Source organism: Pantoea endophytica, from assembly GCF_002858935.1.
Taxonomy (GTDB): Bacteria; Pseudomonadota; Gammaproteobacteria; order Enterobacterales; family Enterobacteriaceae; genus Pantoea; species Pantoea leporis.
In genome coordinates, this window is record NZ_PJRT01000009.1 from 281,994 (window position 1) to 307,365 (window position 25,372).

At 55.9% G+C, this 25,372-nt stretch carries 25 protein-coding genes; 14 read left to right on the forward strand and 11 right to left on the reverse strand.

Annotation, left to right across the window (positions count from 1 at the left end; genetic code table 11):
- Together PZBJ_RS09220 and PZBJ_RS09225 are read left to right on the forward strand one after the other, a co-directional pair.
- Window positions 1-2,856: a valine--tRNA ligase gene (locus tag PZBJ_RS09220; RefSeq protein ID WP_101762228.1), complete on the forward strand. Its 2,856-nt coding sequence runs from the start codon at window positions 1-3 to the stop codon at window positions 2,854-2,856.
- Window positions 2,857-2,922: 66 nt separating this feature from the next.
- The gene (locus PZBJ_RS09225; RefSeq protein ID WP_101762229.1) at window positions 2,923-3,426 is read left to right on the forward strand and encodes a GNAT family N-acetyltransferase; all 504 of its coding nucleotides are present in this window, start codon (window positions 2,923-2,925) and stop codon (window positions 3,424-3,426) included.
- A 157-nt stretch (window positions 3,427-3,583) separates the two neighbouring features.
- Here PZBJ_RS09225 and miaE read toward each other — a convergent pair whose 3' ends face one another.
- Window positions 3,584-4,345, reverse strand: coding sequence for a tRNA isopentenyl-2-thiomethyl-A-37 hydroxylase MiaE (gene miaE / locus PZBJ_RS09230; protein ID WP_101762230.1), 762 nt, complete (start codon window positions 4,343-4,345; stop codon window positions 3,584-3,586).
- 60 nt (window positions 4,346-4,405) lie between these two features.
- Complete coding sequence (gene rraB / locus PZBJ_RS09235; protein WP_101762231.1) at window positions 4,406-4,828, reverse strand: ribonuclease E inhibitor RraB; 423 nt, start codon at window positions 4,826-4,828, stop codon at window positions 4,406-4,408.
- 161 nt (window positions 4,829-4,989) lie between these two features.
- Between rraB and argF the strand changes: the two genes are divergently transcribed.
- The 4 genes from argF (at window position 4,990) to ridA (ending at window position 8,116) form a co-directional block, all read left to right on the forward strand.
- Entirely contained in the window at window positions 4,990-5,997 is a 1,008-nt protein-coding gene (gene argF / locus PZBJ_RS09240; protein WP_101762232.1) for an ornithine carbamoyltransferase, read from the forward strand.
- A gap of 243 nt (window positions 5,998-6,240) precedes the next feature.
- A complete protein-coding gene (gene pyrB, locus PZBJ_RS09245) occupies window positions 6,241-7,176 on the forward strand; it encodes an aspartate carbamoyltransferase (RefSeq protein ID WP_101762233.1) in 936 nt (311 codons plus the stop codon).
- A 10-nt stretch (window positions 7,177-7,186) separates the two neighbouring features.
- Window positions 7,187-7,651 carry an aspartate carbamoyltransferase regulatory subunit gene (gene pyrI / locus PZBJ_RS09250; protein WP_007886734.1) on the forward strand — a complete coding sequence of 155 codons (465 nt, stop codon included), beginning with the start codon at window positions 7,187-7,189 and terminating at the stop codon, window positions 7,649-7,651.
- 78 nt (window positions 7,652-7,729) lie between these two features.
- Window positions 7,730-8,116: a 2-iminobutanoate/2-iminopropanoate deaminase gene (ridA, locus tag PZBJ_RS09255; RefSeq protein WP_061718232.1), complete on the forward strand. Its 387-nt coding sequence runs from the start codon at window positions 7,730-7,732 to the stop codon at window positions 8,114-8,116.
- 152 nt (window positions 8,117-8,268) lie between these two features.
- Here the strand turns inward: ridA and PZBJ_RS09265 are convergent, their stop codons facing one another.
- A complete protein-coding gene (locus PZBJ_RS09265) occupies window positions 8,269-10,653 on the reverse strand; it encodes a beta-N-acetylhexosaminidase (RefSeq protein ID WP_101762234.1) in 2,385 nt (794 codons plus the stop codon).
- Window positions 10,654-10,921: 268 nt separating this feature from the next.
- Here PZBJ_RS09265 and nrdD point away from each other — a divergent pair, with 268 nt between their 5' ends.
- Together nrdD and nrdG are read left to right on the forward strand one after the other, a co-directional pair.
- The gene (nrdD, locus tag PZBJ_RS09270; RefSeq protein WP_101762235.1) at window positions 10,922-13,060 is read left to right on the forward strand and encodes an anaerobic ribonucleoside-triphosphate reductase; all 2,139 of its coding nucleotides are present in this window, start codon (window positions 10,922-10,924) and stop codon (window positions 13,058-13,060) included.
- On the forward strand, window positions 13,057-13,623 hold the full coding sequence (nrdG, locus tag PZBJ_RS09275) for an anaerobic ribonucleoside-triphosphate reductase-activating protein (protein WP_101762236.1): 567 nt from the start codon (window positions 13,057-13,059) through the stop codon (window positions 13,621-13,623). Before nrdD ends, nrdG begins: the two co-directional genes overlap by 4 nt.
- Here the strand turns inward: nrdG and PZBJ_RS09280 are convergent.
- The gene (locus PZBJ_RS09280; RefSeq protein ID WP_101762237.1) at window positions 13,516-14,550 is read right to left on the reverse strand and encodes a permease; all 1,035 of its coding nucleotides are present in this window, start codon (window positions 14,548-14,550) and stop codon (window positions 13,516-13,518) included. The genes nrdG and PZBJ_RS09280 overlap by 108 nt on opposite strands.
- A 239-nt stretch (window positions 14,551-14,789) precedes the next feature.
- Between PZBJ_RS09280 and PZBJ_RS09285 the strand changes: the two genes are divergently transcribed.
- Window positions 14,790-15,311 (forward strand): type 1 glutamine amidotransferase domain-containing protein, encoded by a 522-nt coding sequence (locus tag PZBJ_RS09285; protein WP_101762238.1) that lies wholly within the window; start codon window positions 14,790-14,792, stop codon window positions 15,309-15,311.
- 38 nt (window positions 15,312-15,349) lie between these two features.
- Here the strand turns inward: PZBJ_RS09285 and PZBJ_RS09290 are convergent, their stop codons facing one another.
- A complete protein-coding gene (locus tag PZBJ_RS09290) occupies window positions 15,350-15,775 on the reverse strand; it encodes a YhbP family protein (RefSeq protein WP_101762239.1) in 426 nt (141 codons plus the stop codon).
- Between the two features lie 80 nt (window positions 15,776-15,855).
- Between PZBJ_RS09290 and PZBJ_RS09295 the strand changes: the two genes are divergently transcribed.
- Window positions 15,856-16,143 carry a GIY-YIG nuclease family protein gene (locus PZBJ_RS09295; protein ID WP_101762240.1) on the forward strand — a complete coding sequence of 96 codons (288 nt, stop codon included), beginning with the start codon at window positions 15,856-15,858 and terminating at the stop codon, window positions 16,141-16,143.
- Here the strand turns inward: PZBJ_RS09295 and PZBJ_RS09300 are convergent.
- Together PZBJ_RS09300 and ubiT are read right to left on the reverse strand one after the other, a co-directional pair.
- A complete protein-coding gene (locus PZBJ_RS09300) occupies window positions 16,127-16,633 on the reverse strand; it encodes a GNAT family N-acetyltransferase (RefSeq protein ID WP_101762241.1) in 507 nt (168 codons plus the stop codon). The genes PZBJ_RS09295 and PZBJ_RS09300 overlap by 17 nt on opposite strands.
- Window positions 16,627-17,151, reverse strand: a complete 525-nt coding sequence (gene ubiT / locus PZBJ_RS09305) for a ubiquinone anaerobic biosynthesis accessory factor UbiT (protein ID WP_101762372.1) — start codon at window positions 17,149-17,151, stop codon at window positions 16,627-16,629. Before ubiT ends, PZBJ_RS09300 begins: the two co-directional genes overlap by 7 nt.
- A gap of 203 nt (window positions 17,152-17,354) precedes the next feature.
- Between ubiT and ubiU the strand changes: the two genes are divergently transcribed.
- From ubiU to PZBJ_RS09320, 3 genes are all read left to right on the forward strand, one after another.
- A complete protein-coding gene (gene ubiU, locus PZBJ_RS09310) occupies window positions 17,355-18,350 on the forward strand; it encodes a ubiquinone anaerobic biosynthesis protein UbiU (RefSeq protein WP_101762242.1) in 996 nt (331 codons plus the stop codon).
- Window positions 18,351-18,359: 9 nt separating this feature from the next.
- Window positions 18,360-19,244 carry a U32 family peptidase gene (locus PZBJ_RS09315; RefSeq protein WP_101762243.1) on the forward strand — a complete coding sequence of 295 codons (885 nt, stop codon included), beginning with the start codon at window positions 18,360-18,362 and terminating at the stop codon, window positions 19,242-19,244.
- 117 nt (window positions 19,245-19,361) lie between these two features.
- Window positions 19,362-20,372 carry a luciferase-like monooxygenase gene (locus tag PZBJ_RS09320; protein WP_101762244.1) on the forward strand — a complete coding sequence of 337 codons (1,011 nt, stop codon included), beginning with the start codon at window positions 19,362-19,364 and terminating at the stop codon, window positions 20,370-20,372.
- A 3-nt stretch (window positions 20,373-20,375) separates the two neighbouring features.
- Here PZBJ_RS09320 and PZBJ_RS09325 read toward each other — a convergent pair whose 3' ends face one another.
- On the reverse strand, window positions 20,376-21,293 hold the full coding sequence (locus PZBJ_RS09325) for an AraC family transcriptional regulator (protein WP_101762245.1): 918 nt from the start codon (window positions 21,291-21,293) through the stop codon (window positions 20,376-20,378).
- A gap of 183 nt (window positions 21,294-21,476) precedes the next feature.
- On the opposite strand from PZBJ_RS09325, the gene PZBJ_RS09330 reads away from it, so the two are divergent.
- Window positions 21,477-22,223 (forward strand): SDR family NAD(P)-dependent oxidoreductase, encoded by a 747-nt coding sequence (locus PZBJ_RS09330; RefSeq protein WP_101762246.1) that lies wholly within the window; start codon window positions 21,477-21,479, stop codon window positions 22,221-22,223.
- Between the two features lie 68 nt (window positions 22,224-22,291).
- Here the strand turns inward: PZBJ_RS09330 and PZBJ_RS09335 are convergent, their stop codons facing one another.
- The 3 genes from PZBJ_RS09335 to nlpI all read right to left on the reverse strand — a co-directional run bounded on the left by PZBJ_RS09335 (window position 22,292) and on the right by nlpI (window position 25,264).
- Entirely contained in the window at window positions 22,292-24,202 is a 1,911-nt protein-coding gene (locus PZBJ_RS09335) for a DEAD/DEAH family ATP-dependent RNA helicase (protein ID WP_101762247.1), read from the reverse strand.
- A gap of 16 nt (window positions 24,203-24,218) precedes the next feature.
- A complete protein-coding gene (gene yrbN / locus PZBJ_RS24515) occupies window positions 24,219-24,275 on the reverse strand; it encodes a protein YrbN (RefSeq protein ID WP_098053093.1) in 57 nt (18 codons plus the stop codon).
- A gap of 104 nt (window positions 24,276-24,379) precedes the next feature.
- Window positions 24,380-25,264, reverse strand: a complete 885-nt coding sequence (gene nlpI, locus PZBJ_RS09345) for a lipoprotein NlpI (RefSeq protein ID WP_008104288.1) — start codon at window positions 25,262-25,264, stop codon at window positions 24,380-24,382.
- Between the last annotated feature and the right edge of the window lie 108 nt (window positions 25,265-25,372).

Consider the following 25,372-nt stretch of genomic DNA (forward strand, 5'->3'; position numbering starts at 1 on the left):
ATGGAAAAGACATATAACCCGCAAGATATCGAGCAGCCGCTCTACGAGCACTGGGAACAGCAGGGCTACTTTAAACCGAATGGCGATACCAGCCAGGAAAGCTTTTGCATCATGATCCCGCCGCCGAACGTCACCGGCAGCTTGCATATGGGTCACGCTTTCCAGCAGACCATCATGGATACCATGATTCGCTACCAGCGCATGCAGGGTAAAAATACCTTGTGGCAGGCCGGTACCGATCACGCCGGTATCGCTACGCAGATGGTGGTAGAACGCAAAATCGCCGCTGAAGAGGGCAAAACGCGCCAGGATTATGGCCGCGATGCGTTCATCGACAAAATCTGGCAGTGGAAAGCGGAATCCGGCGGCACCATTACTCGCCAGATGCGTCGTCTCGGCAACTCGGTTGACTGGGAGCGCGAGCGCTTCACCATGGACGAAGGTCTGTCCAACGCCGTGCGCGAAGTGTTTGTCCGCCTGTACAAAGAGAACCTGATTTACCGTGGCAAACGCCTGGTAAACTGGGATCCAAAACTACGTACCGCAATCTCCGATCTGGAAGTGGAAAACCGCGAGAGCAAAGGCTCGATGTGGCACATCCGCTATCCGCTGGCTGACGGCGTGAAAACCGCTGAAGGCAAAGATTATCTGGTGGTGGCGACCACGCGTCCGGAAACCCTGCTGGGCGATACCGGCGTCGCGGTTAACCCGGAAGATCCGCGTTATAAAGATCTGATCGGCAAAGAGCTGATCCTGCCGCTGGTGAACCGTCGTATTCCGATCGTTGGCGATGAACACGCTGATATGGAAAAAGGCACCGGCTGCGTGAAGATCACGCCTGCGCATGACTTCAACGACTACGAAGTGGGTCGTCGTCATAAGCTGCCGATGATCAACATTCTGACCTTTGATGGCGACATCCGCGAGCGCGCGGAAGTGTTCGATACCAATGGCGAAGTCAGCGACGCGTGCGCAGACGACATCCCGGCACAGTTCCAGAAAATGGAGCGTTTCGCCGCGCGTAAAGCGATGGTTGCCGCCATTGATGAGATTGGCCTGCTGGAAGAGATCAAACCGCACGACCTCACCGTGCCTTACGGCGATCGCGGCGGCGTGGTCATCGAGCCAATGCTGACCGACCAATGGTATGTGCGCACCGCACCGCTGGCGAAAGTCGCGGTTGAAGCGGTAGAAAATGGCGATATCCAGTTCGTGCCGAAGCAGTACGAAAACATGTACTTCTCATGGATGCGTGACATTCAGGATTGGTGTATTTCACGTCAGCTGTGGTGGGGACACCGCATCCCAGCATGGTACGACAACGACGGCAACGTCTATGTTGGCCGCACCGAAGACGAAGTGCGTCAGGAAAACAATCTGGCCGCCGATGTGGCGCTGCGCCAGGACGACGACGTGCTGGATACCTGGTTCTCGTCCGGTCTGTGGACCTTCTCGACGCTGGGCTGGCCGGAGAATACCGAAGCGCTGCGTACTTTCCATCCAACCAGCGTGCTGGTGAGCGGCTTCGACATCATCTTCTTCTGGATTGCGCGCATGATCATGCTGACCATGCACTTTATCAAAGATGAAAACGGCAAGCCGCAGGTGCCGTTCAAAACCGTTTATATGACCGGTTTGATCCGCGATGAAGAAGGCCAGAAGATGTCCAAGTCGAAAGGTAACGTCATCGATCCGCTGGATATGATTGACGGCATTTCGCTGGAAGATCTGCTGGAGAAACGTACCGGCAACATGATGCAGCCGCAGCTGGCTGAGAAGATCCGCAAACGTACCGAAAAGCAGTTCCCGGACGGCATCGTGCCTTCAGGTACCGATGCGCTGCGCTTCACCCTTGCCGCGCTGGCTTCTACCGGTCGTGACATCAACTGGGATATGAAGCGCCTCGAAGGCTACCGCAACTTCTGCAACAAGTTGTGGAACGCCAGCCGCTTCGTGCTGATGAATACCGAAGAGCAGGATTGCGGACAAAACGGCGGCGAAATGAAGCTGTCGCTGGCGGATCGCTGGATTCTGAGCGAATTCAACCGCAGCGTAAAAGCCTACCGTGAAGCGCTGGATAACTATCGCTTTGATATCGCGGCCAACATTCTGTACGACTTCACCTGGAACCAGTTCTGTGACTGGTATCTGGAGTTGACCAAGCCGGTGATGACCAGCGGTAGCGAAGCGGAACTGCGCGGTACGCGTAATACGCTGGTCACCGTGCTGGAAGCGCTGCTGCGTCTGGCGCATCCGATCATTCCTTACATCACCGAAACCATCTGGCAGCGTGTGAAAGGCCTGAAAAACATCGATCACGATACCATCATGCTGCAGCCGTTCCCGCAGTATGACGCGGCGAAAGAGGATGCCGAGGCGCAAGCCGATATCGAGTGGATGAAGCAGGCGATCGTCGCGGTACGTAATATCCGTGCTGAGATGAACATCGCACCAAGCAAGCCGCTCGACGTGCTGCTGCGTGACTGCTCTGCCGCCGCGCAGCGTCGCGTCGAAGAGAACCGCACCTTCCTGTCGCGTCTGGCGCGTCTGGAAAGCCTGACCATTCTGCCTGCAGGCGAGAAAGGCCCGGTTTCGGTCACCAAGATTGTTGAAGGCGCTGAGTTGCTGATTCCGATGGCGGATCTGGTCAACAAAGAAGCCGAGCTGGAGCGTCTGGCGAAAGAGCTGGTGAAACTTGATGTCGAAATTGAGAAGATCCAGACCAAGCTGGCGAACGAAGGCTTTGTCTCACGTGCGCCGGAAGCGGTTGTCGCCAAAGAGCGTGAGCGCGTGGCTGAGCTTGAGCAATCAAAAGCAAAACTGTTTGAACAGCAGGGCGTGATTGCGGCATTGTAAGCGCTTCAGTCCAACTGCTTAATCGAAGCCGGGCACTGCCCGGCTTTTTTATACCGGAAGATAATGATGACCACCGACGCTCCCATTAATTTAAAGGTGCGCCCCATTACAGCCGCCGATAACCCGCTGATTGCACAGGTGATCCGTGATGTGTCAGCCGAATTTGGCCTGACGGCGGATAAAGGCTACACCGTGTCCGATCCCCATCTCGATCGCCTGTTCGAACTCTACAGCGAAGCCAACAGCGCTTACTGGATTGTGGAACATGACGGTGTGGTGGTGGGCGGCGGCGGCGTTGCACCGCTGGCCTGTAGCGCGCCGGATATCTGTGAGCTGCAGAAAATGTATTTCCTGCCGCAGGTGCGCGGCTTAGGTCTGGCGCGCGATCTGGCGCTGCGTGCCATGGAATTCGCCCGTCAGCAGGGCTTTCAGCGCTGCTATCTGGAAACCACCGGCAGTTTGACGCGTGCGATTAAGTTGTATGAGTCGTTGGGGTTTGAGCTGATTGAGAGCGCGATGGGTTGTACCGGGCATGTGGATTGTGAAGTGCGGATGCTGAAGGTGTTGTGATTTGCTCGCTGTGTGTGCTCGCTGTCCCCCTCCTCGGTCCTCCCCCATAAATGGGGGAGGAAGATGCTGCCACATGTCAGCGTTGAAGCTGCATGTGGCAGCATCTCCTTCCCCCGCTAGCGGGGAAAGGCCGGGATGGGGGACAGCGCGCACAAACCTAAACCGCCGGCACTCCACTATGAAACCGCAGTTCGCCATCCGGCTCGCTGATTAAGCGCGCTTCTGCCTCGCCAAACACCTGCACGCGAGGCGCAATCTCCTTCGGCGAAATCTGCTGCGCCAGCTTCAGGTAATCCTGATAGTGACGCGCTTCCGAGCGCAGCAGCGAAATATAGAACTTCTCCAGTTGCTCATCCAGATACGGCGCCAGGCTGGCGAAACGTTCGCAGGATCGCGCTTCGATGTATGCCCCGCAAATCAGCTTATCCACCAGCGCTTCCGGCTCGTATGTGCGAATTTCGCGAATCAAACCTTTGGCATAGCGGCTGGCAGTGATTTTGCGATACGGCAAACCGCGCGACTGCATGATTTCCCACACCTGATAGAAGTGGTGCAGCTCCTCTTTCACCAGCAGCACCATCATCTCCACCAAATCATCGGCCCACGGCAGCTCGTTGCGCACGATAATGCTTTTGGTCAGATTCTTGTGGGCATTGATAAAGTTACCGTCCTGCTCGTCGCGGTAGATAAAATCTTCATACGGCTTGAGCCACGCCAGAATGGCATCACCACTTGGCTTATCCGCCACGTATTTACGGATGATGAACACCGCGGTTTGCGCGGCTTTCAATTCACAAACCATGTGATCGGTGAGCAGCAACGTCAGATTTTCCGGCTTGCGCGCTTCATCAATCCACGCTTGTGGCGTGCGGCAATGCAGGAATTGATAGATCGGTTCTAATAGCGGAGCGTAATTCATGGGCAGTCTTTTGTCTTACGGGGAAACGTGTTCAGGGCGGCGAGTGCCGCCCATTAATGCTTAGTGACGCACACCGTTGTCTTCTTCGTCGTCGATGAACTCGCCTTCGTCGTCTTCATCTTCGGCATCAGGATCTTCAAAGTAGGTGCCCCAACCGTCGTAATCGACATTGTAGCTGCCCGCCAGATTCACCAGCTGCTCAACCTGCGCATCAATCAGCTCTGGCTTCAACGCGCCTTCGCTCAGGATATCCACACACATTACGGTGGTGCCGTCTTCCAGCTCCAGCTCTTCTGGCTCGCTCACTTCGTAGCCCAGCTTGAAGGCATCAACCGCGACCTTCTCCAGCGAGTCGAAGTTGTTGCAGGAGAGATGATGCTCAATAGTGTAAAGCGCATCTGGATCGCTGCCGTCTTCCAGCAACTCTTCAATGATCAGTCGCGTCTCTTCGCGCTGTTCTTCCAGCAATGCTTCATATGCCATGGGTGTGTCCTCAAATATTCGGCTGAATTCAATTATTTTCCCACACTGCCTCGCGCGCCACTACACAAAACAACAAGTTTCTTAACACCGGGGTTGAAAATGCATATTCATACGGTTAAATTGAATTTTAATTCATTTAATGTAGGCATCCGGAGCGCTGTATGAGTCAGCTACATCAAAGACATTTCCTGAGATTGCTGGATTTCACCCCAGCCGAAATCGATTCTCTGCTAAGTCTGGCAGGTGAATTAAAACACGCAAAGAAAAATGCCAGCGAAACGCAGTACCTGAAAGGCAAAAACATCGCGCTCATCTTCGAAAAAGACTCGACTCGTACCCGATGCTCTTTCGAAGTTGCCGCTTACGATCAGGGCGCTAACGTCACCTATCTCGGCCCAAGCGGCAGCCAAATCGGCCATAAAGAGTCGATGAAAGACACCGCGCGCGTGCTGGGACGCATGTATGACGGTATTCAGTATCGCGGCTACGGCCAGGAACTGGTGGAAACCTTAGCGGAATTCGCTGGCGTGCCAGTGTGGAACGGCCTGACCACCGAATTCCACCCCACGCAGCTGCTGGCCGATCTGCTGACAATGCAGGAACATTTGCCGGGTAAATCGCTGAATGAAATGACGCTGGTTTACGTCGGCGATGCGCGCAACAACATGGGCAACAGCATGCTGGAAGCCGCTGCGCTGGTCGGCCTCGATCTGCGTCTGGTGGCGCCAAAAGGCTGCTGGCCGGAAGCGGAACTGGTGGAGCAATGCCGCGCGGCCGCACAGCAAACCGGTGGCAAAATCACCCTGACTGAAGATATCGCTGAAGGGGTGCAAGGTGCCGACTTCATCTACACGGATGTGTGGGTGTCGATGGGCGAAGCCAAATCGGTGTGGGAAGATCGCATCGCCCTGCTGCGTCCTTATCAGGTTAATAGCGCGATGCTGGCGCTGACCGGCAATCCGCAGGTGAAGTTCCTGCACTGCTTACCGGCCTTCCATGACGACAAAACCACGCTGGGCCGTCAAATGGCCGAGCAGCACGGTTTGCACGATGGCATGGAAGTGAGTAATGAGGTGTTTGAATCTGCGCACAGCATTGTGTTCGATCAGGCTGAAAACCGCATGCACACCATTAAAGCGGTGATGGTCGCGACGCTCGGCAAGCTATGATTGGTGGCGCCGCAAACGTTTACCTCGCGCGCGATATTTGCTTGATGCAAATCAGTGAATGCGTATAATGCGGCCCAATTTGCCGGAGGAAACATGCAACAGCGCAGCGCACAATTTGACGCTCAACGACGCCTGACAGCGGGCGGCGCATCTGTTTCTTTCCGTCATCAATCGATCGTAAAAAAAGCCCCTTAAGCAGGGGCTTTTTTTTGTCCGCAATCCGGCAGCGCAGAGGAGAACGCTATGGCCAACCCGCTATATCGCAAGCACATTATTTCCATCAACGATCTCAACCGCGACGAGCTGGAGCTGGTGCTGCATACCGCTGCCCAGCTGAAAGCCAATCCCCAGCCGGAGCTGCTGAAACACAATGTGATCGCCAGCTGCTTCTTTGAGGCTTCAACGCGTACGCGTTTGTCGTTTGAAACCGCGATGCATCGTCTCGGTGCGTCAGTGGTAGGCTTCGCCGACGGTAGCAACACCTCGCTCGGCAAGAAAGGCGAAACCCTCGCCGATACCATTTCGGTGATTGGGACTTACGTTGATGCCATCGTGATGCGTCATCCGCAGGAAGGCGCCGCGCGTCTGGCGACGGAATTCTCCGGCGGCATTCCAATCCTCAACGCCGGTGATGGCGCTAACCAGCATCCAACGCAAACGCTGCTCGATCTCTTCACCATCCGCGAAACGCAAAATCGCCTGGATAACCTAAATGTGGCAATGGTCGGCGACCTGAAATATGGCCGCACCGTGCATTCACTGACGCAGGCGCTGGCGAAGTTTGATGGCAACCGCTTCTTCTTTATCGCGCCGGATGCGCTGGCGATGCCGGCGTACATCACCGATATGCTGGATGAGCAGAACATTGCCTGGTCACGCCACGACACCATCGAAGAAGTGATGCCACAACTCGATATTCTGTATATGACGCGCGTGCAGAAAGAGCGCCTCGATCCGTCGGAATACGCCAACGTTAAAGCACAGTTCATTCTGCGTGCCGCTGATTTAGCCGGTGCGCGCGACAACATGAAAGTGCTGCATCCGCTGCCGCGTATCGACGAGATCACCACCGACGTGGATAGCACGCCGCACGCCTGGTATTTTCAGCAGGCTGGAAATGGCATCTTCGCTCGCCAGGCGCTGCTGGCGCTGGTACTGAATCGCGAACTGGCACTGTAAGGAGAAAGCGATGACTCACGATAATAAATTGCAGGTTGAAGCCATCAAACGCGGCACGGTGATTGACCATATCCCGGCGCAGGTCGGCTTTAAGTTACTTTCGCTGTTTCGTCTGACCGAAACCGATCAGCGCATCACCATCGGCCTCAACTTGCCGTCGGGGGAGATGGGCCGTAAAGATCTGATCAAGATCGAAAATACCTTCCTGACCGACGATCAGATCAATCAGTTGGCGGTGTATGCGCCGCTCGCCACGGTAAACCGCATTGACGAATACGAAGTGGTGGCGAAGATCGCCCCCACCTTGCCGGATCGTATTGACCGCGTGCTGACCTGCCCGAACAGCAACTGCATCAGCCGTAACGAGCCGGTGTTCACCAGTTTTGCGGTGAAAAAGCGTGAAGATGATGTGCATCTGAAGTGCAAATATTGCGAGAAAGAGTTCGCGCGCCACGTGGTGCTCGGTCACTGGTAATCGCCCGCGTCGTCCCTATAATGGGACGATTCATTTCGCGGCGGACATCGGTCGGCCGCGCACTTTCAAGGAGAAACAATGTCTCGCGAAATCAGTACTTCAAACGCACCCGCAGCGATTGGCCCTTACGTGCAGGGCGTGGATCTCGGCAGCATGATCATCACTTCAGGCCAGATCCCGGTTGATCCGGCCACCGGCGCCGTTGCCGACGATGTTTCCGCGCAGGCACGTCAATCACTGGAAAATGTGAAGGCGATTGTCGAAGCCGCCGGCCTGAAAGTGGGCGATATCGTGAAAACCACCGTGTTTGTGAAGGATTTGAATGACTTTGCCACCGTGAACGCAACCTACGAAGCGTTCTTCACCGAGCACAACGCCAGCTTCCCGGCGCGTTCGTGCGTGGAAGTGGCGCGCCTGCCGAAAGATGTGAAGATTGAGATCGAGGCGATTGCGGTACGTCGTTGATTTGGTTAGTGCTGGCTGTCCCCCTCCTCGGTCCTCCCCCATAAATGGGGGAGGAAGATGCTGCCACATGTCAGTATTGAAGCTGCATGTGGCAGCATCTCCTTCCCCCGCTTGCGGGGGAAGGCCGGGATGGGGGACAGCCAGCACAATATTTATTTAAACGATCGCAACAACTTCTCCAGCGGCCGCACCAGCGCCAGCACTGTTTCATCCTGCACCTGCGCTGCCGCATCCAGTTGCGTATGCATTTGCGCCACTTCACCTGCGCCATACGCCTGATTACGTTCCAGCGCATTGACCAAATCCAGTCCCATCCGGCTCAACTCTGCTACTTGCTGTACTTGCTGCTGCAGCGGCTTGAGCTGATAGCTGCCCAGAACTAGCGGCATCACCGCATCGCTGTTGTTCTGCCAGCGCTGCAATTGCTGACGGATGGCATGCGCCGCCGCATGATCGGCGCGATTGGCGATCAAGCGATCCACCTGCTTATCCAGCACACGCACCGCGTTGCTCTCGGCAGGCAACACATCCGCCAAACGATTGAGCGGTTCAAAGTAGTCGTAATGTCCCGCCTGAAATTTCAGATGCTGGCGCGTGTAGTATTGCGCTGGCTCCAGCACTTCGGCCAATATGCGCAGCGGCGTGATGTCGCTGCTGTTCGCCAGTCGCATCATCTGCACTTCAGCCTGCTGATGCTGCTGCAAGCCGACTGAAATAGTGCCCCAGCGATCCACCGCGCTCAGGCGCTGATACATGTTATCGCTGTCGGTGACATCCTGCGCCGACCATAACCGCTCCGCCACCACAAAGGCGCGCGGCCACAGGCGTGTATCGATTACCCGGCTGTTAACATTCTCCGCCCACAGCGCCGCTTCGCCGCCAATCAGGTTGTTCTGCATCTGTTGCGGCGTCGGCAGCGATGGCGCAATGCCGGCTGGCACCTGCGGCAACTTGCTGCCTTCTGCGGGATAGCGCACGTTGCCCACCAGCATATAACCGGTCAGCTTGTCTTGCGTTAGCGTCACCATCGGCTGGAATGGCCCCATCCACGTATCGACGCTGAACGTCAGCTGTGTGGGCGACAGCCAGCGAATATCACTGACCATGCGACGCGCTTTGCCGCTGAAATCGATAAAGCCGCGCCAGCCGTTTTTCCCTTCTATCAGGGTAAAGCTGCCTTTCAGCGCGCTGCCTTTCAAACGCGGCATGGTGAATTGCCAGCTCTGCGCCTGCTCACCAGCCTGCACCTGATCCGCGCCGTTGAGCCCCTGCGGCCAGGGTTCATTGCGATAGTGGTAAGCGGCGGTTTGCGGCTGATCGAGATAGAAACCGGTGGAGAGGATGCCGCGGAAGTCGTTTTTCGCCACCGTGCCCAACGCATCCTGTCCTTGCCACGATTGAATCAGAATGCTTTTAGGCAGATCAGGATGGTAAACCTCATCCCAGCCGATCATGCGGCGCTGATGCGCTTCAAGGATTTTCTCAACGCGCTGATTAAACCAGGCTTGCAGCGCATGCGTATCCTTTAGACCGTGGTCGCGCATAAACTGCTGAATGCGTGTGGAATCATTCCACTGGGTTGGATCAACCTCATCACCGCCAATGTGGATGTAGGGATCGGGGAAGATCGCCGTCACTTCGCCCATTAAGGTGTCGATAAAGCGAAATACCGCTTCGTTGCTGGGATCGAGCAGCGGCTTAAACACGCCCCAGCCGCGCTCCATCTGATACGGTCCCGGCGCGCTCATTAACTCCGGCATCGCTACTGCTATCGCCGACGCATGACCGGGCAGATCGATTTCCGGTACCACGCGTACGCCGCGCTGCGTGGCGTAGCGCACCACATCGCGCATCTGCTGCTGCGTGTAGTACAAGCCGTCACTGGCTTTCTCCTGCAGCTGCGGATAGTGGCTGGAGGCAAATCGCCAACCTTGATCGTCGGTTAAGTGCCAGTGAAACACATTCATACGCGCGGCGGCGATGCCGTCGATTTGTCGTTTCACGGTTTCAATTGGCAGGAAGTGGCGCGCCGAATCGATCAGCACGCCGCGCCACGGAAAGCGCGGTTTGTCGTCAATGGTGACGTAGGGAATTTCGGTGCCATTTTCGGTGTTTTCAATCAGCTGCAACACGGTTTCCATGCCGCGCATCGCGCCAAAGCGCGTGTTGGCTTTCAGCAAGACGCCATCGCTGTTAACCAGCAGATGATAACTTTCGTCGCTGTCTGGTTGGGGAAGCGGATCAACCGCCTGCGCGATTTGCACCTGAATGCTGGGATGATCGCTGGATGCGCTGGTCGGCAGCAGCGGCCAGCCGGTTTGCCGCGCAATGCGCGCGCGCCAGCGCGATTCAGCACCTTCCAGATGATCGCCCGAGATATGCAACGTGAGCTGCGGTGTTAACGCATACGCCCTGCCGCCGCCTGGCTGGACAATGCTTTGTGGCCACGGCATCAGCGGTAAATCTCCAGCCGGCGCGGCGAAGGCGGAAAAAGTCATGGATAAACAACAGGCAAGCAGAGTTCTTTGCAATGGCATCTGGGCATCCTTGTAAATGAAACAACGGACCAAAATGGGCAAAAGGCCCATTAAACCTGTTTCGCATTGCAAAGCAAGTGGCCGCAAACTGAAATCAAGGCGGGTTAATACTTTTGTATTTTAGCCAGATTAACCATTGCGCGGCTTTCATTCCTGGTTGTGGCTTCTTTGTTGTAGGTCAAACCGCCGGCGATTAATCTCAGCGCAAACACCACATATAGCGATTAAACTCCTTAAAATTATCTACATATAGTTTCATGGAGAAGAAATGGCGACGGTGGTGATTAAGCGTGACGGCTGCAGAGTGCCGTTTGATGCGCAGCGGATCGAGGCGGCAGTCAACGCGGCTGCAGCTGCGGTACAAATCGATGATACGGCGTGGTGCGCGCAAGTGGCGGCGCAGGTCAGCCAGCAGCTGGCTGAACAGGCTGAAGTGGATATCCGCGACATTCAGTGTGCGGTGGAAGAGACGCTAATGAGCGGACGCTGGCCGCAGCTGGCGCGTGCCTACATCGAATATCGCCATGACCGCGATTTAGCACGCGAGCAGCGCGGTAAACTGCATCACGCTATTCGCGGTTTAGTGGAGCAAACCAACGCCGCACTGCTCAATGAAAACGCGAATAAAGACAGTAAAGTGATTCCCACCCAGCGCGATTTGCTGGCTGGCATCGTCGCCAAACATTACGCTCAGCAGCAACTCTTGCCACGCGATGTGGTGCTGGCGCATGAACGTGGTGACATCCACTATCACGATCTCGACTATTCTCCGTTCTTCCCGATGTTTAACTGCATGCTAATCGATCTGCACGGCATGCTGACCCACGGTTTTAAGATGGGCAACGCCGAGATCGAGCCGCCCAAATCAATCGCCACCGCCACGGCGGTGACCGCACAGATCATCGCGCAGGTCGCCAGCCACATTTACGGCGGCACCACCATCAATCGCATTGATGAAGTGCTGGCACCGTTCGTTACGCTCAGTCTGGAAAAACACCGCGCGGTGGCGCTGGAATGGCAGATTCCGGATGCCGAAGCCTATGCGCGCGTTCGCACCGAGAAAGAGTGCTACGACGCGTTTCAGTCGCTGGAATATGAAGTGAATACGCTGCACACCGCCAACGGCCAGACGCCGTTTGTCACCTTTGGCTTTGGCCTCGGCACCGACTGGGCCGCGCGCCTGATCCAGCAATCCATTCTGCGCAACCGCATTGCCGGATTGGGCAAAAATCACAAAACCGCGGTGTTTCCTAAACTGGTGTTTGCAATCCGCGAAGGCGTGAATCGTCGGCCTGCCGATGTTAATTACGATATCAAGCAGCTGGCGCTAGAGTGCGCCAGCAAGCGCATGTATCCGGATATCCTCAACTACGAAAAAGTGGTGGAAGTGACCGGCTCGTTTAAAACGCCGATGGGCTGCCGTAGCTTCCTTGGCGTCTACGAGGAGAACGGCGAGCAGATTCACGAAGGCCGCAACAATATTGGCGTCATTAGCCTCAATCTGCCACGTATCGCGCTGCAAGCCAAAGGCGATGAAGCGCAGTTCTGGCGCTTGCTCGATGAACGTCTGGCGCTGGCGAAACGTGCCTTAATGACGCGTATCGCCCGGTTGGAAAAAACCAAAGCGCGCGTAGCGCCGATTCTCTATATGGAAGGTGCCTGCGGCGTGCGCCTGAAAGCGGATGACGAAGTGGGCGCCATTTTCCGCAACGGCCGCGCCTCAATTTCCCTTGGCTACATCGGCTTGCATGAAACGCTGAATGCGCTTAGCGGCAACCAAGTGCATCCGTATGACGCCGATTACCTGCGGGAAAAAGGCGTGGCGATTGTCACGCACCTGCGCCGCGCGGTGGATGCGTGGAAAGCGGAAACCGGCTACGGCTTTAGCTTGTACAGCACGCCGAGTGAGAATCTGTGCGACCGCTTCTGTCGCCTCGATGCCGCCGAATTTGGCGTGGTGGCCGGCGTTACCGACAAAGGGTATTACACCAACAGCTTCCATCTCGACGTGGAGAAGAAGGTCAATCCGTACGACAAGATCGACTTTGAAGCGCCCTATCCCGCCATCGCTAACGGCGGATTCATCTGTTACGGCGAATATCCCAACATCCAGCACAACCTCAAAGCGCTCGAAGATGTCTGGGATTACAGCTATCACCGCGTGCCCTATTACGGCACCAATACGCCGATTGATGAGTGCTACGAATGCGGCTTTAGCGGCGAGTTTAGCTGCACCAGCAAAGGGTTTACCTGCCCATGCTGTGGTAATCACGATCCGGCGCGCGTGTCGGTGACGCGCCGCGTGTGCGGCTATCTCGGCAGCCCGGATGCGCGTCCGTTTAACGCCGGTAAGCAGCAAGAAGTACAGCGGCGCGTTAAACATCTGGAGACAGGAAAACTGGGATGATGCGCATCCACGGCTATTATCCGGTTGATATCGTTAACGGGCCCGGCACGCGCTGCACGCTGTTTGTCGCGGGCTGCGAACATCAGTGTCGCGGCTGCTACAACCAAAGCACGTGGCGGCTGGATTCCGGCGTGCCGTTTACGCTGGAGATGGAAGAGCAGCTGATCGCCGATCTTAACGATCGGCGCATTGCGCGCCAGGGCTTGTCGCTGAGCGGCGGCGATCCGCTGCATCCGCACAACGTGCCGCATATACGTCGTCTGGTGAAACGCGTGCGGCGTGAGTGTCCGGATAAGGATATCTGGCTGTGGACCGGATATGAAATGGCGGAACTCAGCGCGGCGCAGCGCGAAGTGGTGGAGGAAATTGATGTGCTGATTGATGGACGCTTTATCGAAGCGGAGAAAGATGCGCGGCTGCTGTGGCGTGGCAGCCGCAATCAGAAGATTTGGTGGTTACGCCAGCCACAAGGCGAGCACGCCGAGCAGCATGCCGCTGCCTGCCACGCCGATCAGCGCGATCCACAGCGCCCGTGCGGGAAAGGCGCGATGCAGCATCAATAACGACGGCACACTCACGGCGGGCAGCGTGACTAATAACGCCAGCGCGGGCGCAATGCCCATGCCCGCCAGCATCATGGTCTGCACAATCGGGATTTCCGCGGCGGTAGGAATCACAAACAGGCAGCCGGCGATTGCCATCAACATCACCCAAAACAGCGTATTACCCACCGCGCCATCCGCGTGCGGGAACAGCCACACGCGCGCGGCGCCGAGCAACAATACCGCGATGATATACAGCGGAATGGTGTTGCAGAACAGTCGCCACATCACCCGCAGCCAGCGTGACAGAAACGGCTTTTCATCACGGGCCGGGATAACGGGCGCGGTAACGGCTTGATCCGGCACGCTGCGCTGCACCAGCCACGCGATGCCCAACACCATCATCAAACCTGCCACCAGCCGAATCGCCGCAAAATGCCAGCCGAGCACAAAGCCCATAAAAATCAGCGTGGCAGGATTGAGCAGCGGATTCGCCAGCCAGAACGCCATCGCCGCACCGCTGGAAACCTGTGACTGACGTAAGCCAGCGGTCACTGGTGCCGCACAGCAGCTGCACATCATGCCCGGCAAACCTAATCCAGTGCCCATCAGCGTCGAACCAAAGCGTGAGCTGCCCATCAGACGCAGCAGCCAGGCGCGCGGAATCAGCACCTGCACCAACGATCCGAGGATCACCCCGAGCACGGCCGCTTTCCACACGGCGAGGAAATAGACCATGGCGTAATCAAGCGCCGCGCGCCACGGTGAGTCCGCCGCATTGGCCAGAATCGATTTACCGATCGAATGCGTTTCGGCAGCAGTAAAGGCTTTGCCGTAATAAGGCTGCCATTTGACATACCACAGGCCGATTACTACCACGGCGAGGAACAGCAGCGGTTTCCACCAGGCGAAGCGTGTCGCCGGGGCATGAGAAGGGAGTTGGGTCATCACGGAATTCCGTATTCAACTGAATAACGATGCCGCGTTAGGATACGCGGCGGAAAGGCCTTAGTGTCATTCAGGTCATTTCATTGCGCCATGTGGAAATCGCCTAAACTTGATCCGGCGCGGAAATTTACCTCCCGGAAGAATTGCCGGCTGGCTTGCTTTTTGCGACATGGCTACCAGGCTTGTTGGGTTAGAAGTGCAACGAACATAAGGTTCGTGATCAACAAGGAGGAAAAAAGATGAGCAAGAAAATAGCGGTACTGATTACCGATGAATTTGAAGACTCAGAGTTTACCTCACCGGCGGAGGCTTACACTCAGGCGGGCCATGAAGTGGTTACCATCGAGTTTAAGGCCGGCAACATCGTTAAAGGGAAGCAGGGTAAAGCTGAGGTCAACATCGACAAGGCTATTGATGATGTGAATGCAGCCGAGTTCGATGCGCTGCTGCTGCCCGGCGGACACTCGCCCGATGCCCTGCGCGGTGACGATCGCTTCGTCAACTTCACCAGGGAGTTTGTCGCCAGCGGCAAGCCGGTGTTTGCCATTTGCCATGGCCCGCAGCTGCTGATCAGCGCGAACGGCGTGCGCGGCCGCAAAATGACCAGCGTAAAAGCCATCGCCATCGATCTGCGTAATGCCGGTGCGGATTTTTACGATAAAGAAGTAGTGGTGGATGATGACAAGTTAGTTACCAGCCGCACGCCTGAAGACCTGCCCGCGTTTAATCGCGAATCGCTGCGGATTTTGAACGCGGCCTGATAGTTTTTCCTGCATTGGGGTCGCCGTGAATGGCGGCCCTAAGGCCGGGTCCAGATAATCTTTTTGCCAAAGCCCAGCGCATTGTCGGTCATCTTCACTTCGTCGAGCACGATTTCCCACAATGGTGCGGTGACCTTCTTTGCCACTGGAAAACGCTTCTGATAGGCGTGACGCGCAATAACTTCCCTGTTTCCGCTTAGCAGCTGAATCACGCCGCGATACTGCACGCCTTTAATCAGCAGCACACTTTTGGGCTGGCCATTCACCGTGCCCGCCACGCGCGGATTTGACTGGATTAATGCGCCATGGCGCGTGTCTGGTTCAGTCATCAGCCAGAACGCCATGTTCGCGGCATCAAATACATAAAAGCAGTTGGCACACCACAGATCGTCGCCGTGGCTGGCAGATAACGACAGCACGTGCTGTTTTTTTAAGTAGCGAATCAGATGAGCATGGTCGGACAAAATTGGACTCCGTGCGGCGAATAGCGATGCGGCCTGAAGCGCGCTACACTGCCTGCCAGCTAATTTTCTGGATAAGTATGATGGAACAAGGCTGGCAGCTTTATCTGCTACAAACCGCCGCAGGCATGCTGTATACCGGCATCACCACCGATGTTAATCGTCGGCTGCAACAGCATCAGCAGGGACGCGGCGCGCGTTCGCTGCGTGGCAAGGGCCCGCTGACGCTGGTGTTTCACTGCGATGCGGGCGATCGGGCGGCGGCGTCACGCCTGGAATATCAGGTGAAGCAACTGAGCCGCGCGCAAAAGCTGCTGCTGGTTGCACAGCAGCCGCCCTGCTTAGTGGCCTGGTTTAGTCGAAACGGTTAAACGGCAGCGCGAATTCGATCAGCCCTTCTGCACCGACAAACGCATCGTCGGCCAGTTTGTAAACCTGAAAGGCCGCTTCACTGCCTAACCAGCGACAGTGCAAACCATGACGTGCCGCCGGTTCAAAGCCGAGTGGATTGTAGAACTCAGGATCGCCCAGCACCACCACGGCGCTGTAGCTGAACTCATTCAGTGAATCCAACCCTTCATACACCAGCCGTTTAGCAAGGCCCTGTTTGCGCACCGATTCATCCACGGCGAGCGGCGCCAAAGCGACCCAGTTGCGGTCTTCTCCCTGCAGGGTCACCGGACTGAAAGCGGCATAACCCAGCACCTGACCTTCATCATCCGTGGCAACTACACCGAGAGTCAGCAAGCCATCTTCGCGCAGTTGCTGTATCAGTTCCGCTTCGGCAGCGGTAGCAAAACTGCGCTTTAACAGGCTATCGATGCCTGCTGCATCAACGCCAATTTCAGTACGAATCAACATGAGATCCCCGCGCGCGCCTCAGCGGCCTTCGCGTCCTGTTTCATTCCTGTCTCAATAAAAGCAGCGAGCTGCTGCAATCCCGTGCGTAATGGCGTGGGCATGGCATCCAGTTCAATGGCATCCATCAGGTTTTTCACCTCAAGTCCCAGCTCAGTGTCACCTTCAATCACCAGACGGCGTTGAAAGAACAACATATCGGGATCCGCTTTGCGTGCTGCCACCAGCAACAGATCGTTGGCTTCACCGCGAAACCAGACATCAGCCTCGGTGTCGCGCGAAACGGTCAGGCGCCCTGCTTGCAGGGTGGTGATCCAGCGCAGATTCACATCGGCAACCTCAATCCCCAGATAACGCCCTTCCAGAAAGTCTAACTCACCTTCAGACAAAGCATGACGAAATTGCCAGTTTAGGAGTTGTTGCAGAATAGCTTTTTTTAGCGGGAAAGGGGTAATGGAAACAGGTAAAGCAAGGAATTCTGGCCCTTTTTCAACAATCAGACCGCGTAAGCGCGCAAACATCATCGTCATTCCCTTCAGAAAATTTCATCTATTTTGCCACATCTGACCGGCTTCGCCTCCACTGAGATCAAGGAAATCGCCGCCTGGCTGGACGAAAAACCTTCACTCCCAATCATCAATGCCGCTTTCACTGCCTTAAATCAATATTGCTGTCGGGTCAGTTATTTACACTCTTCGGCTTCAGAATCCGGGGAGGAAAATGTATGGAACTGCTGTGTCCGGCGGGGAATTTGCCTGCGCTGAAATCGGCGGTGGAGCATGGTGCTGACGCGGTGTATGTCGGCCTGAAAGACGATACCAATGCCCGCCACTTTGCTGGCCTCAATTTTACCGATAAGAAACTGGCTGAAGCCGCACGCTATCTGCATCAGCATCGGCGCAAACTGCATGTGGCAATCAACACCTTCGCCCATCCTGATGGCATCAATCGCTGGCAAAGCGCGATTGATGTTGCCGCTCAGAACGGCGCGGATGCGTTGATTCTGGCCGATATTGCCACGCTGGAGTACGCGGCAAAACACTATCCGCAGGTTGAGCGTCACCTTTCGGTACAGGCCTCCGCCACCAATCTGCAGGCCATCCATTTTTACCATCGTCATTTTCAACTCAGCCGCGTGGTGCTGCCGCGCGTGCTGTCGATGCATCAGGTCAAACAGCTGGCGCGTGAAACGCCGGTACCGCTGGAAGTGTTCGCTTTCGGTAGCCTGTGCATTATGGCTGAAGGCCGCTGCTACCTCTCTTCCTGGCTGACCGGCGAGTCGCCTAACAGCGCGGGAGCCTGCTCGCCGGCGAAATTTGTGCGTTGGCAGCAGACGCCAAAAGGCATGGAATCGCGCCTGAATGAGGTGCTGATTGACCGTTACGCGCCCGACGAGAGCGCTGGCTATCCCACCTTGTGCAAAGGCCGTTATGAAGTGGATAACAAGCTCTATCACGTATTGGAAGAACCCACCAGCCTGAACACCTTGTCGCTGCTGCCTGAACTGCTTCGCGCCAACATTGCCTCGGTGAAAATTGAAGGACGTCAGCGCAGCCCGGCCTATGTGGCGCAGGTAGCGAAAGTGTGGCGTCAGGCCATTGATCGCTGCATGGCATCGCCGGAACAGTATGCCGTGCAGGAACCCTGGATGCAGGCGTTGGGCGAGTTATCAGAAGGCAGCCAAACCACGCTCGGTGCTTATCACCGCGACTGGCAATAAGGAGATCGCATGAAATACGCCATCGGGCCGGTGCTGTGGTACTGGCCAACTGCAACGCTGGAAACCTTTTATCAACGCGCCGCCGAGAGCAGCGCCGAGATCATCTATCTCGGCGAAGCCGTCTGCAGTAAAAGACGCGCCACCTCGTTCCATCAATGGATGGACATCGCGCGCATGCTAGCGCTGCAGGGCAAGCAAGTGGTGCTGAGTACGTTGGCACTGCTGCAGTCGCCATCGGAAGTCAAAGAGCTGCGCCGCTATGTCGAAAACGGAGAGTTCCTGCTGGAAGCCAATGATATCGGCACAGTGAATATGGCGGCGGAGCGCAAATTGCCGTTTGTCGCCGGCCCAACGCTGAATGTGTATAACGCGCAGACGCTGCAACTGTTGCTGAAAGAAGGCATGACGCGCTGGTGCATTCCGGTGGAGATGTCCCGCGACTGGCTGATTCAACTGCTGCAACAGTGCGATGCGGCGGGTGTGCGAGAACAATTTGAGGTGGAAGTGCTTGGCTATGGTCATCTGCCGCTGGCGCTGTCAGCACGCTGCTTTACCGCACGCGCTGAGAATCGTGGCAAAGATGATTGCCAAACCTGCTGCATCAATTACCCAACCGGCCGCCGCGTGCTCTCGCAGGAAGGCCAGCAGGTGTTTGTGCTCAACGGCATTCAGACCATGAGCGGCTATTGCTACAACCTCGGCAATGACCTGAGCGGCATGCATAACTGGATCGACATTGTACGTTTGTCGCCCCAGGGCGAAAGTACACTCGCCGAAGTGGATCGCTTCCGCGCCAACGAAGCCGGTCAGGCGCCGCTAATGATGGCGCGCGGCAGTGATTGTAATGGTTATTGGCGTCGCCTGGCGGGAATGGCACTGGAAGGCGGCAGGTAAAGGCACATTCCGGCTATATTCCTGCTGTTATTAGCAGTTTTAATATAGGTAACGATGAGTAATACTCACAAGCGCAGGTCCGACTAAACACCTGCGCCATCCCTATTTGGAGTGCCCATGTCTGAGAAAAAAACTGTTCGCCTGTCCGTGTTGGATCTGGCCCCTATTCCACAAGGTTCCACTGCACGCGACGCGTTCCATAATTCGCTGGCACTGGCCCGTCAGTCCGAAGCATTGGGCTTTCACCGCTACTGGCTGGCGGAACACCATAATATGACGGGGATTGCCAGCGCCGCGACGTCAGTGCTGATTGGCTATTTAGCGGCTAATACCGAAACGCTGCGCCTCGGTTCAGGCGGCATTATGCTGCCCAATCACGCGCCGCTGGTGATCGCCGAACAGTTTGGTACCCTCGAGTCACTCTATCCTGGGCGCATCGATTTGGGACTGGGCCGCGCGCCGGGTTCCGACCAACGCACCATGCTGGCGTTGCGTCGTCATCTTTCCAGCGGCCAGGCAGATAGTTTTCCGGAAGATGTCTCTGAACTGATTCGCTGGTTTGACGCCGAAGAGGGAGAACATCCGCCAGTACAACCGGTTCCAGGTTTAGGATTGAAAATTCCGGTGTGGCTGCTCGGTTCCAGCCTGTACAGCGCGCAACTGGCCGCTCAGCTGGGTTTGCCGTTTGCATTTGCCTCGCATTTCGCGCCGGATCTGCTGTTCCAGGCGCTGCATCTCTATCGTGAGAAATTCAAACCTTCCGCGCGTCTGGCGAAGCCGTATGCGATGGTGTGCGTCAACGTCGTTGCAGCCGATAGCGAACGTGACGCTCGCTTCCTGTTCACCTCGATGCAGCAGCAGTTTATTAACCTGCGTCGCGGCAAACCGGGTCCGCTACCTGCGCCGGTGGAGAACATGGATAATCTGTGGTCGCCGTCCGAGCAATATGGCGTGCAGCAGGCACTCAGCATGTCGATTGTCGGCGATAGCGATAAAGTCCGCAGCGGCCTCGCAGCGCTGATGCGTGAAACCCAGGCGGATGAAATTATGGTTAACGGCCAGATTTACGATTCGCAGGCGCGTCTGCGCTCCTTCGCGCTGGCAATGGAAGCAGCGAGCACGCTGTAAACCTCATTGCGGTGGGTTTAACCACTCTGGGCCCACCGCAAGGGTTCGCACGTCTCGCGCCGGTGACTGACCGTGAAAACGGCTGTATTCGCGACTGAACTGCGAAGCACTTTGATAACCCACCCGATAACCCGCCGTGCCGGCATCCAGCTTCTCAATCAACATCAAACGCCGCGCCTCGTTGAGCCGCAGCTGCTTTTGATACTGCATCGGCGTCATCGCCGTTACCGCTTTAAAGTGATGATGCAGCGACGAAATACTCATCCCTACGCTGCTCGCCAGAAAATCCATTTTCAACGGCTGATGAAAGTTTTCGCGTAGCCAACGCGCGGCGCGCGCCACTTTGTTGCCTGGCCGTTCCGTCAACGCCATGTTGAGAATGCGCGGCCCTTCGGGTCCAGTCAGCAAACGATAGAAAATCTCCTGCTCAATCAACGGTGCCAGCGCGGCTATGTCCTGCGGGTGATCCAGCAATTCGACTAAACGCATCACCGCATCCACCAACGGGGGCGCGACTTTATGCACGGCGATACCGCGCTCGCTCACCGCCGTGCTGCCGAGTTGATGGTGCGGAAAGTGTTCCAGATAACGCATCAGACGCGTTTCGTTAATGGTGATGCCCACACCAAGATTCGGTTTCTCTGGCGTAGCCATGACCACGCAGGATTGCACCGGCATATCAAGCGTTACCAACAGTAAATCGCCCGGCCCGTAATGCATCACTTCATCACCCATGCGCAGCGCTTTTTGCCCCTGCGCGATCAGGGCAAAGCTCGCCCAGGTCGCCACGTGCGCCAAACTGGTGGGCTGAGAACTGCGGCCGAAAGAGAGAAAGTCGATTGGGCAATAGTGACGACCATCCTGCGGTACGTGGCGAGCAATAATTGCCACCAACTGCTGCCATTGTTCCTGATGAATCATGCGCTCGGTGCTCCGCGGTAAGAAATCACTGATTTGATATTCTCGCTTGTAGTTGGCGCTGCGACTAGTCCTTGAACAGCAGATTTGCAGGATCGTGCAAGAAGCTTGCAGGATTGCGCTACCACCCGATTGTATGGACAGCGCATGCTTTATTTTCCCCGAAATCTCAGGTGGAGAGACACGATGAAAACACTTGAAGGCAAAATTGCGCTGGTGACGGGCGCTTCGAAAGGCATTGGTGCCGCCATCGCCATGACTTTCGCGGCGGCCGGTGCTCGGGTGGTGGTGAATTATCTTCAGGACGAAGTGGGTGCGGCGGATGTGGTGACCGACATTCAGGCGCTGGGTAGCGACGCCATCGCCGTACAGGCTGATATTTCACGCGAGGCCGATGTGCAGCGCTTGTTCGCTAGCAGCATTGAGCAGTTTGGCGCACCCGATATTGTGGTGAATAACGCCGGCATTTTTCACCACGGTGACTTTGCCGGGCTTAGCCTCAGCGAGATGCAGCAGCAGCTGAATGTGAATCTGCTGGGCACCTTGCTGGTGTGTCAGCAGGCGGCAAAACATTTCCCCGCACGCGGCGGTTCCATCATCAACCTTAGCGCTTTAAATAGCCAACGCAGCACGCCCGGCTCGGTGCTTTGGGCAGCAACCAAAGGCGCGATCGATACCTTAACGCAGGGCCTCGCACGCGAGCTTGGGCCACGTAATATTCGCGTCAATGCGTTAGCACCCGGCATTATTTTGACCGAAGGTTTGCTGGCGGCGAAGAAGATGCACCCGGAGTTGAAAGCACAGCTGATAGCGGCAACGCCGCTCGGACGCTTTGGCTTGCCGGAAGATGTGGCGCAGGTGGCGCTGTTTCTGGCGTCAGAAGAGTCAGCTTACGTTAGCGGTGAACGCGTGCTGATTGCTGGTGGCGTGTAAAATTTACCTTCCACGCGCATAAAAAAAGGGACGCGTTAGCGTCCCTTTTTACTTTTCGCGTTTATCGCTTATGCGTCACGACGACGTGGTGCAGCAGCGCCTTCTGGACGCGGGCCACGACCACCTTCACGGCTGAAGCGTCCGCCTTCACGGCCACCTTCACGACGTTCGGAGAAGCGACGTGGAGCGCCTTCGCCACGTGGAGCACCATCACCGCGCGGTGCGCCATTGCCACGACGTTCGCCGCCAGCAGATGGACGACGTTCGCTACGCTCGTGCACTGGCGCATCACCCATCAGCTGCATATTCATCGGTTTGTTCAGAATACGCGTACGAGTAAAGTGCTGCAGCACTTCGCCCGGCATGCCTTTCGGCAGCTCGATGGTTGAGTGAGTACCAAACAGCTTGATGTTACCGATGTAACGGCTGCTGATGTCGCCTTCGTTAGCGATCGCGCCAACGATGTGACGAACTTCAACACCATCATCACGGCCCACTTCAATGCGATACAGCTGCATTTCGCCAACGTCACGACGTTCACGACGTGGACGATCGCCATCGCGGCTGTCACGGCTTTCGCGTGGACCACGAGAATCACGTGAATCACGACGCTCACCACGGTCAGGACGATCGCTGAACTCGCGACGTGCTGGACGCGGTGCTTCTGGTGGCAGAATCAGTGGACGTTCGCCCTGAGCCATTTTCAGCAGTGCTGCGGCCAGCGTTTCGATATCCAGATCTTCGCCCGGCTGCATTTTGCTCAGCAGTGCGCGGTACTGATCCAGATCGCTGCTTTCCAGCTGCTGCTGTACTTTCGCCGCGAACTTAGCCAGACGACGCTCACCCAGCAGTTCTGCGTTTGGCAGCTCAACTTCTGGAATGGTCAGCTTCATGGTGCGTTCGATGTTGCGCAGCAGACGACGCTCGCGGTTCTCAACGAACAGCAACGCACGACCTGCACGACCAGCACGGCCGGTACGACCGATACGGTGAACGTAAGACTCTGCATCCATTGGGATATCAAAGTTTACGACCAGACTGATACGCTCAACGTCCAGACCACGTGCTGCAACGTCGGTCGCGATCAGGATGTCGAGACGACCATCTTTCAAACGCTCCAGCGTCTGCTCACGCAGTGCCTGGTTCATGTCGCCGTTCAGTGCTGCGCTGTTATAACCGCTGCGCTCCAGCGCTTCGGCCACTTCCAGCGTGGCATTTTTGGTACGCACGAAGATGATGGCTGCATCGAAATCTTCCGCTTCCAGGAAACGAACCAGCGCATCAGTTTTACGGCCGTATGCGGTCCAGTAAGACTGAGAAATGTCCGGGCGCGTAGTCAGGCTTGACTGGATGCGCACTTCCTGTGGATCTTTCATGAAACGCTTGGTAATACGACGAATCGCTTCTGGCATGGTGGCTGAGAACAGCGCGGTCTGATGACCGTCTGGAATCTGCGCCATAATGGTTTCAACGTCTTCGATGAAGCCCATACGCAGCATTTCATCCGCTTCGTCCAGCACCAGACCGCGCAGGTTAGACAGATCTAACGTGCCACGCTTCAGGTGATCCAGCAGACGACCAGGGGTACCCACAACAACTTGTGGTCCCTGACGCAGTGCGCGCAGCTGTACGTCATAACGTTGGCCGCCGTACAGAGCTACCACGTTAATGCCACGCATGTGTTTAGAGAATTCTGTGACGGCTTCAGCAACCTGTACCGCCAATTCGCGGGTAGGTGCCAGCACCAAAATTTGCGGTGCTTTAACAGTAGCATCAATGTTGTTTAGCAGCGGCAGTGAGAATGCCGCAGTTTTACCACTACCGGTCTGCGCCATACCCAACACGTCACGGCCAGCCAGCAGATGAGGAATACACTCAGCCTGGATTGGAGAAGGCTTTACGTAGCCCATACCGTTCAGTGATTCGAGGATGTCGGCGTTCAGGCCAAGGTCAGCAAAAGTGGTTTGAATATCAGTCATGTAGTACACGTGCCTCTTAGATTGCGGCGGCCAGTCTACATAACTCGTCGTGAAAACTTTCAGTCATTTTCATCAAAAAGTGTGAACCGGCTCAAATTAGAAGTTTTGACGAACAGAAAAGCCCTCATCTCTGAAGATGATGACTTTACAGGTATTCAGGCAATAAAAGTTCGTCAGCTATTGCTGGTCAGATTCTGATAAATCGTCTTGTGTCTGGCCGAGTTGCGCCAGTTCCAACAATGCGTATCGGTGCTCAACAAAGTTATTTACGTTGTTGGCCACCGCCAGTTTGAACAACGCTTTCGCGTCGTCCTTCTCCCCCAGACTTAGGTAATACTTACCTAAATAGAAGTTGGTTTCACTGAGATGTTCAGCGAGCGAGGTGTTATCCGTTGCGTCCGCCTTGAGACGTTCCATCAGCGTTTTTTCACTGATGTCGCCAAGGTAGAACTCGACAATATTCCATCCCCATTGATCGCGAACCGCTTTGTCATGACGCTGTCTCAGCGTAACTTTTGCCTTGTCGGCATCCATATCGCTTTCAACGAGATAGAGCCAAAGGCTGCGGAATGGATCGTTAGGATCGTCTTGATAAAACGCCAGCAGATCATCTTGCGCTAACTTGTATCGACCGCCGTAATAGAGGGCGATACCACGGTTTAAATGCGCATAGTTGTAAGTTGGATCAAGCTCAAGTACAGAATCAAACGCTTCATAGGCAGCATCAAAGTTGCCTGCCTGCGTTAAGTATATACCGAGATAGTTAAATACCTCAGGCATATCTGGTCTTATAGACAGCGCTTGCGAAAAATCGTTCCGCGCTAATGCCCTCAGACCCAAACTATCATACAACACTCCGCGCTCATATAATAGCTGTGCGCGTTCATCATCGGTCAGGGCACGACTGGCAAGAATTTGTTCCATTCGCGCCAGGATCACCTCTTGCTGCAGTGTGGGCTGCAAAGGTACTGCCAGAACTTCGTTCTTACGCCAATTGGAGTTGCTGCATCCTGCCAGCGTGATAGCTGTCGCAACAAAACACCAGCGCAAAAAAGGCTTCATTTCCCACTCCCGAATACAAACATTGGGACAACCATCCTGTCATCCTCCTGCTGTGCACAAGGATTCCCGCCCTCGCGATGATCTAAACACCTCTCCCCGCAAAGCAGG

Bases quoted from the DNA above. Each gene is read 5' to 3' on its own strand.
- ubiU (WP_101762242.1), top strand. From the start codon at position 17,355: ATGGAACTGCTGTGTCCGGCGGGGAATTTGCCTGCGCTGAAATCGGCG.
- PZBJ_RS09300 (WP_101762241.1), bottom strand. From the start codon at position 16,633: ATGTTGATTCGTACTGAAATTGGCGTTGATGCAGCAGGCATCGATAGC.
- PZBJ_RS09280 (WP_101762237.1), bottom strand. From the start codon at position 14,550: ATGACCCAACTCCCTTCTCATGCCCCGGCGACACGCTTCGCCTGGTGG.
- PZBJ_RS09295 (WP_101762240.1), top strand. From the start codon at position 15,856: ATGGAACAAGGCTGGCAGCTTTATCTGCTACAAACCGCCGCAGGCATG.
- nlpI (WP_008104288.1), bottom strand. From the start codon at position 25,264: ATGAAGCCTTTTTTGCGCTGGTGTTTTGTTGCGACAGCTATCACGCTG.
- PZBJ_RS09320 (WP_101762244.1), top strand. From the start codon at position 19,362: ATGTCTGAGAAAAAAACTGTTCGCCTGTCCGTGTTGGATCTGGCCCCT.
- PZBJ_RS09325 (WP_101762245.1), bottom strand. From the start codon at position 21,293: ATGATTCATCAGGAACAATGGCAGCAGTTGGTGGCAATTATTGCTCGC.
- pyrB (WP_101762233.1), top strand. From the start codon at position 6,241: ATGGCCAACCCGCTATATCGCAAGCACATTATTTCCATCAACGATCTC.
- nrdG (WP_101762236.1), top strand. From the start codon at position 13,057: ATGATGCGCATCCACGGCTATTATCCGGTTGATATCGTTAACGGGCCC.
- PZBJ_RS09265 (WP_101762234.1), bottom strand. From the start codon at position 10,653: ATGCCATTGCAAAGAACTCTGCTTGCCTGTTGTTTATCCATGACTTTT.
- PZBJ_RS09225 (WP_101762229.1), top strand. From the start codon at position 2,923: ATGACCACCGACGCTCCCATTAATTTAAAGGTGCGCCCCATTACAGCC.
- nrdD (WP_101762235.1), top strand. From the start codon at position 10,922: ATGGCGACGGTGGTGATTAAGCGTGACGGCTGCAGAGTGCCGTTTGAT.
- rraB (WP_101762231.1), bottom strand. From the start codon at position 4,828: ATGGCATATGAAGCATTGCTGGAAGAACAGCGCGAAGAGACGCGACTG.
- argF (WP_101762232.1), top strand. From the start codon at position 4,990: ATGAGTCAGCTACATCAAAGACATTTCCTGAGATTGCTGGATTTCACC.
- ridA (WP_061718232.1), top strand. From the start codon at position 7,730: ATGTCTCGCGAAATCAGTACTTCAAACGCACCCGCAGCGATTGGCCCT.
- PZBJ_RS09285 (WP_101762238.1), top strand. From the start codon at position 14,790: ATGAGCAAGAAAATAGCGGTACTGATTACCGATGAATTTGAAGACTCA.
- PZBJ_RS09315 (WP_101762243.1), top strand. From the start codon at position 18,360: ATGAAATACGCCATCGGGCCGGTGCTGTGGTACTGGCCAACTGCAACG.
- PZBJ_RS09330 (WP_101762246.1), top strand. From the start codon at position 21,477: ATGAAAACACTTGAAGGCAAAATTGCGCTGGTGACGGGCGCTTCGAAA.
- PZBJ_RS09220 (WP_101762228.1), top strand. From the start codon at position 1: ATGGAAAAGACATATAACCCGCAAGATATCGAGCAGCCGCTCTACGAG.
- pyrI (WP_007886734.1), top strand. From the start codon at position 7,187: ATGACTCACGATAATAAATTGCAGGTTGAAGCCATCAAACGCGGCACG.
- miaE (WP_101762230.1), bottom strand. From the start codon at position 4,345: ATGAATTACGCTCCGCTATTAGAACCGATCTATCAATTCCTGCATTGC.
- PZBJ_RS09335 (WP_101762247.1), bottom strand. From the start codon at position 24,202: ATGACTGATATTCAAACCACTTTTGCTGACCTTGGCCTGAACGCCGAC.
- ubiT (WP_101762372.1), bottom strand. From the start codon at position 17,151: ATGTTTGCGCGCTTACGCGGTCTGATTGTTGAAAAAGGGCCAGAATTC.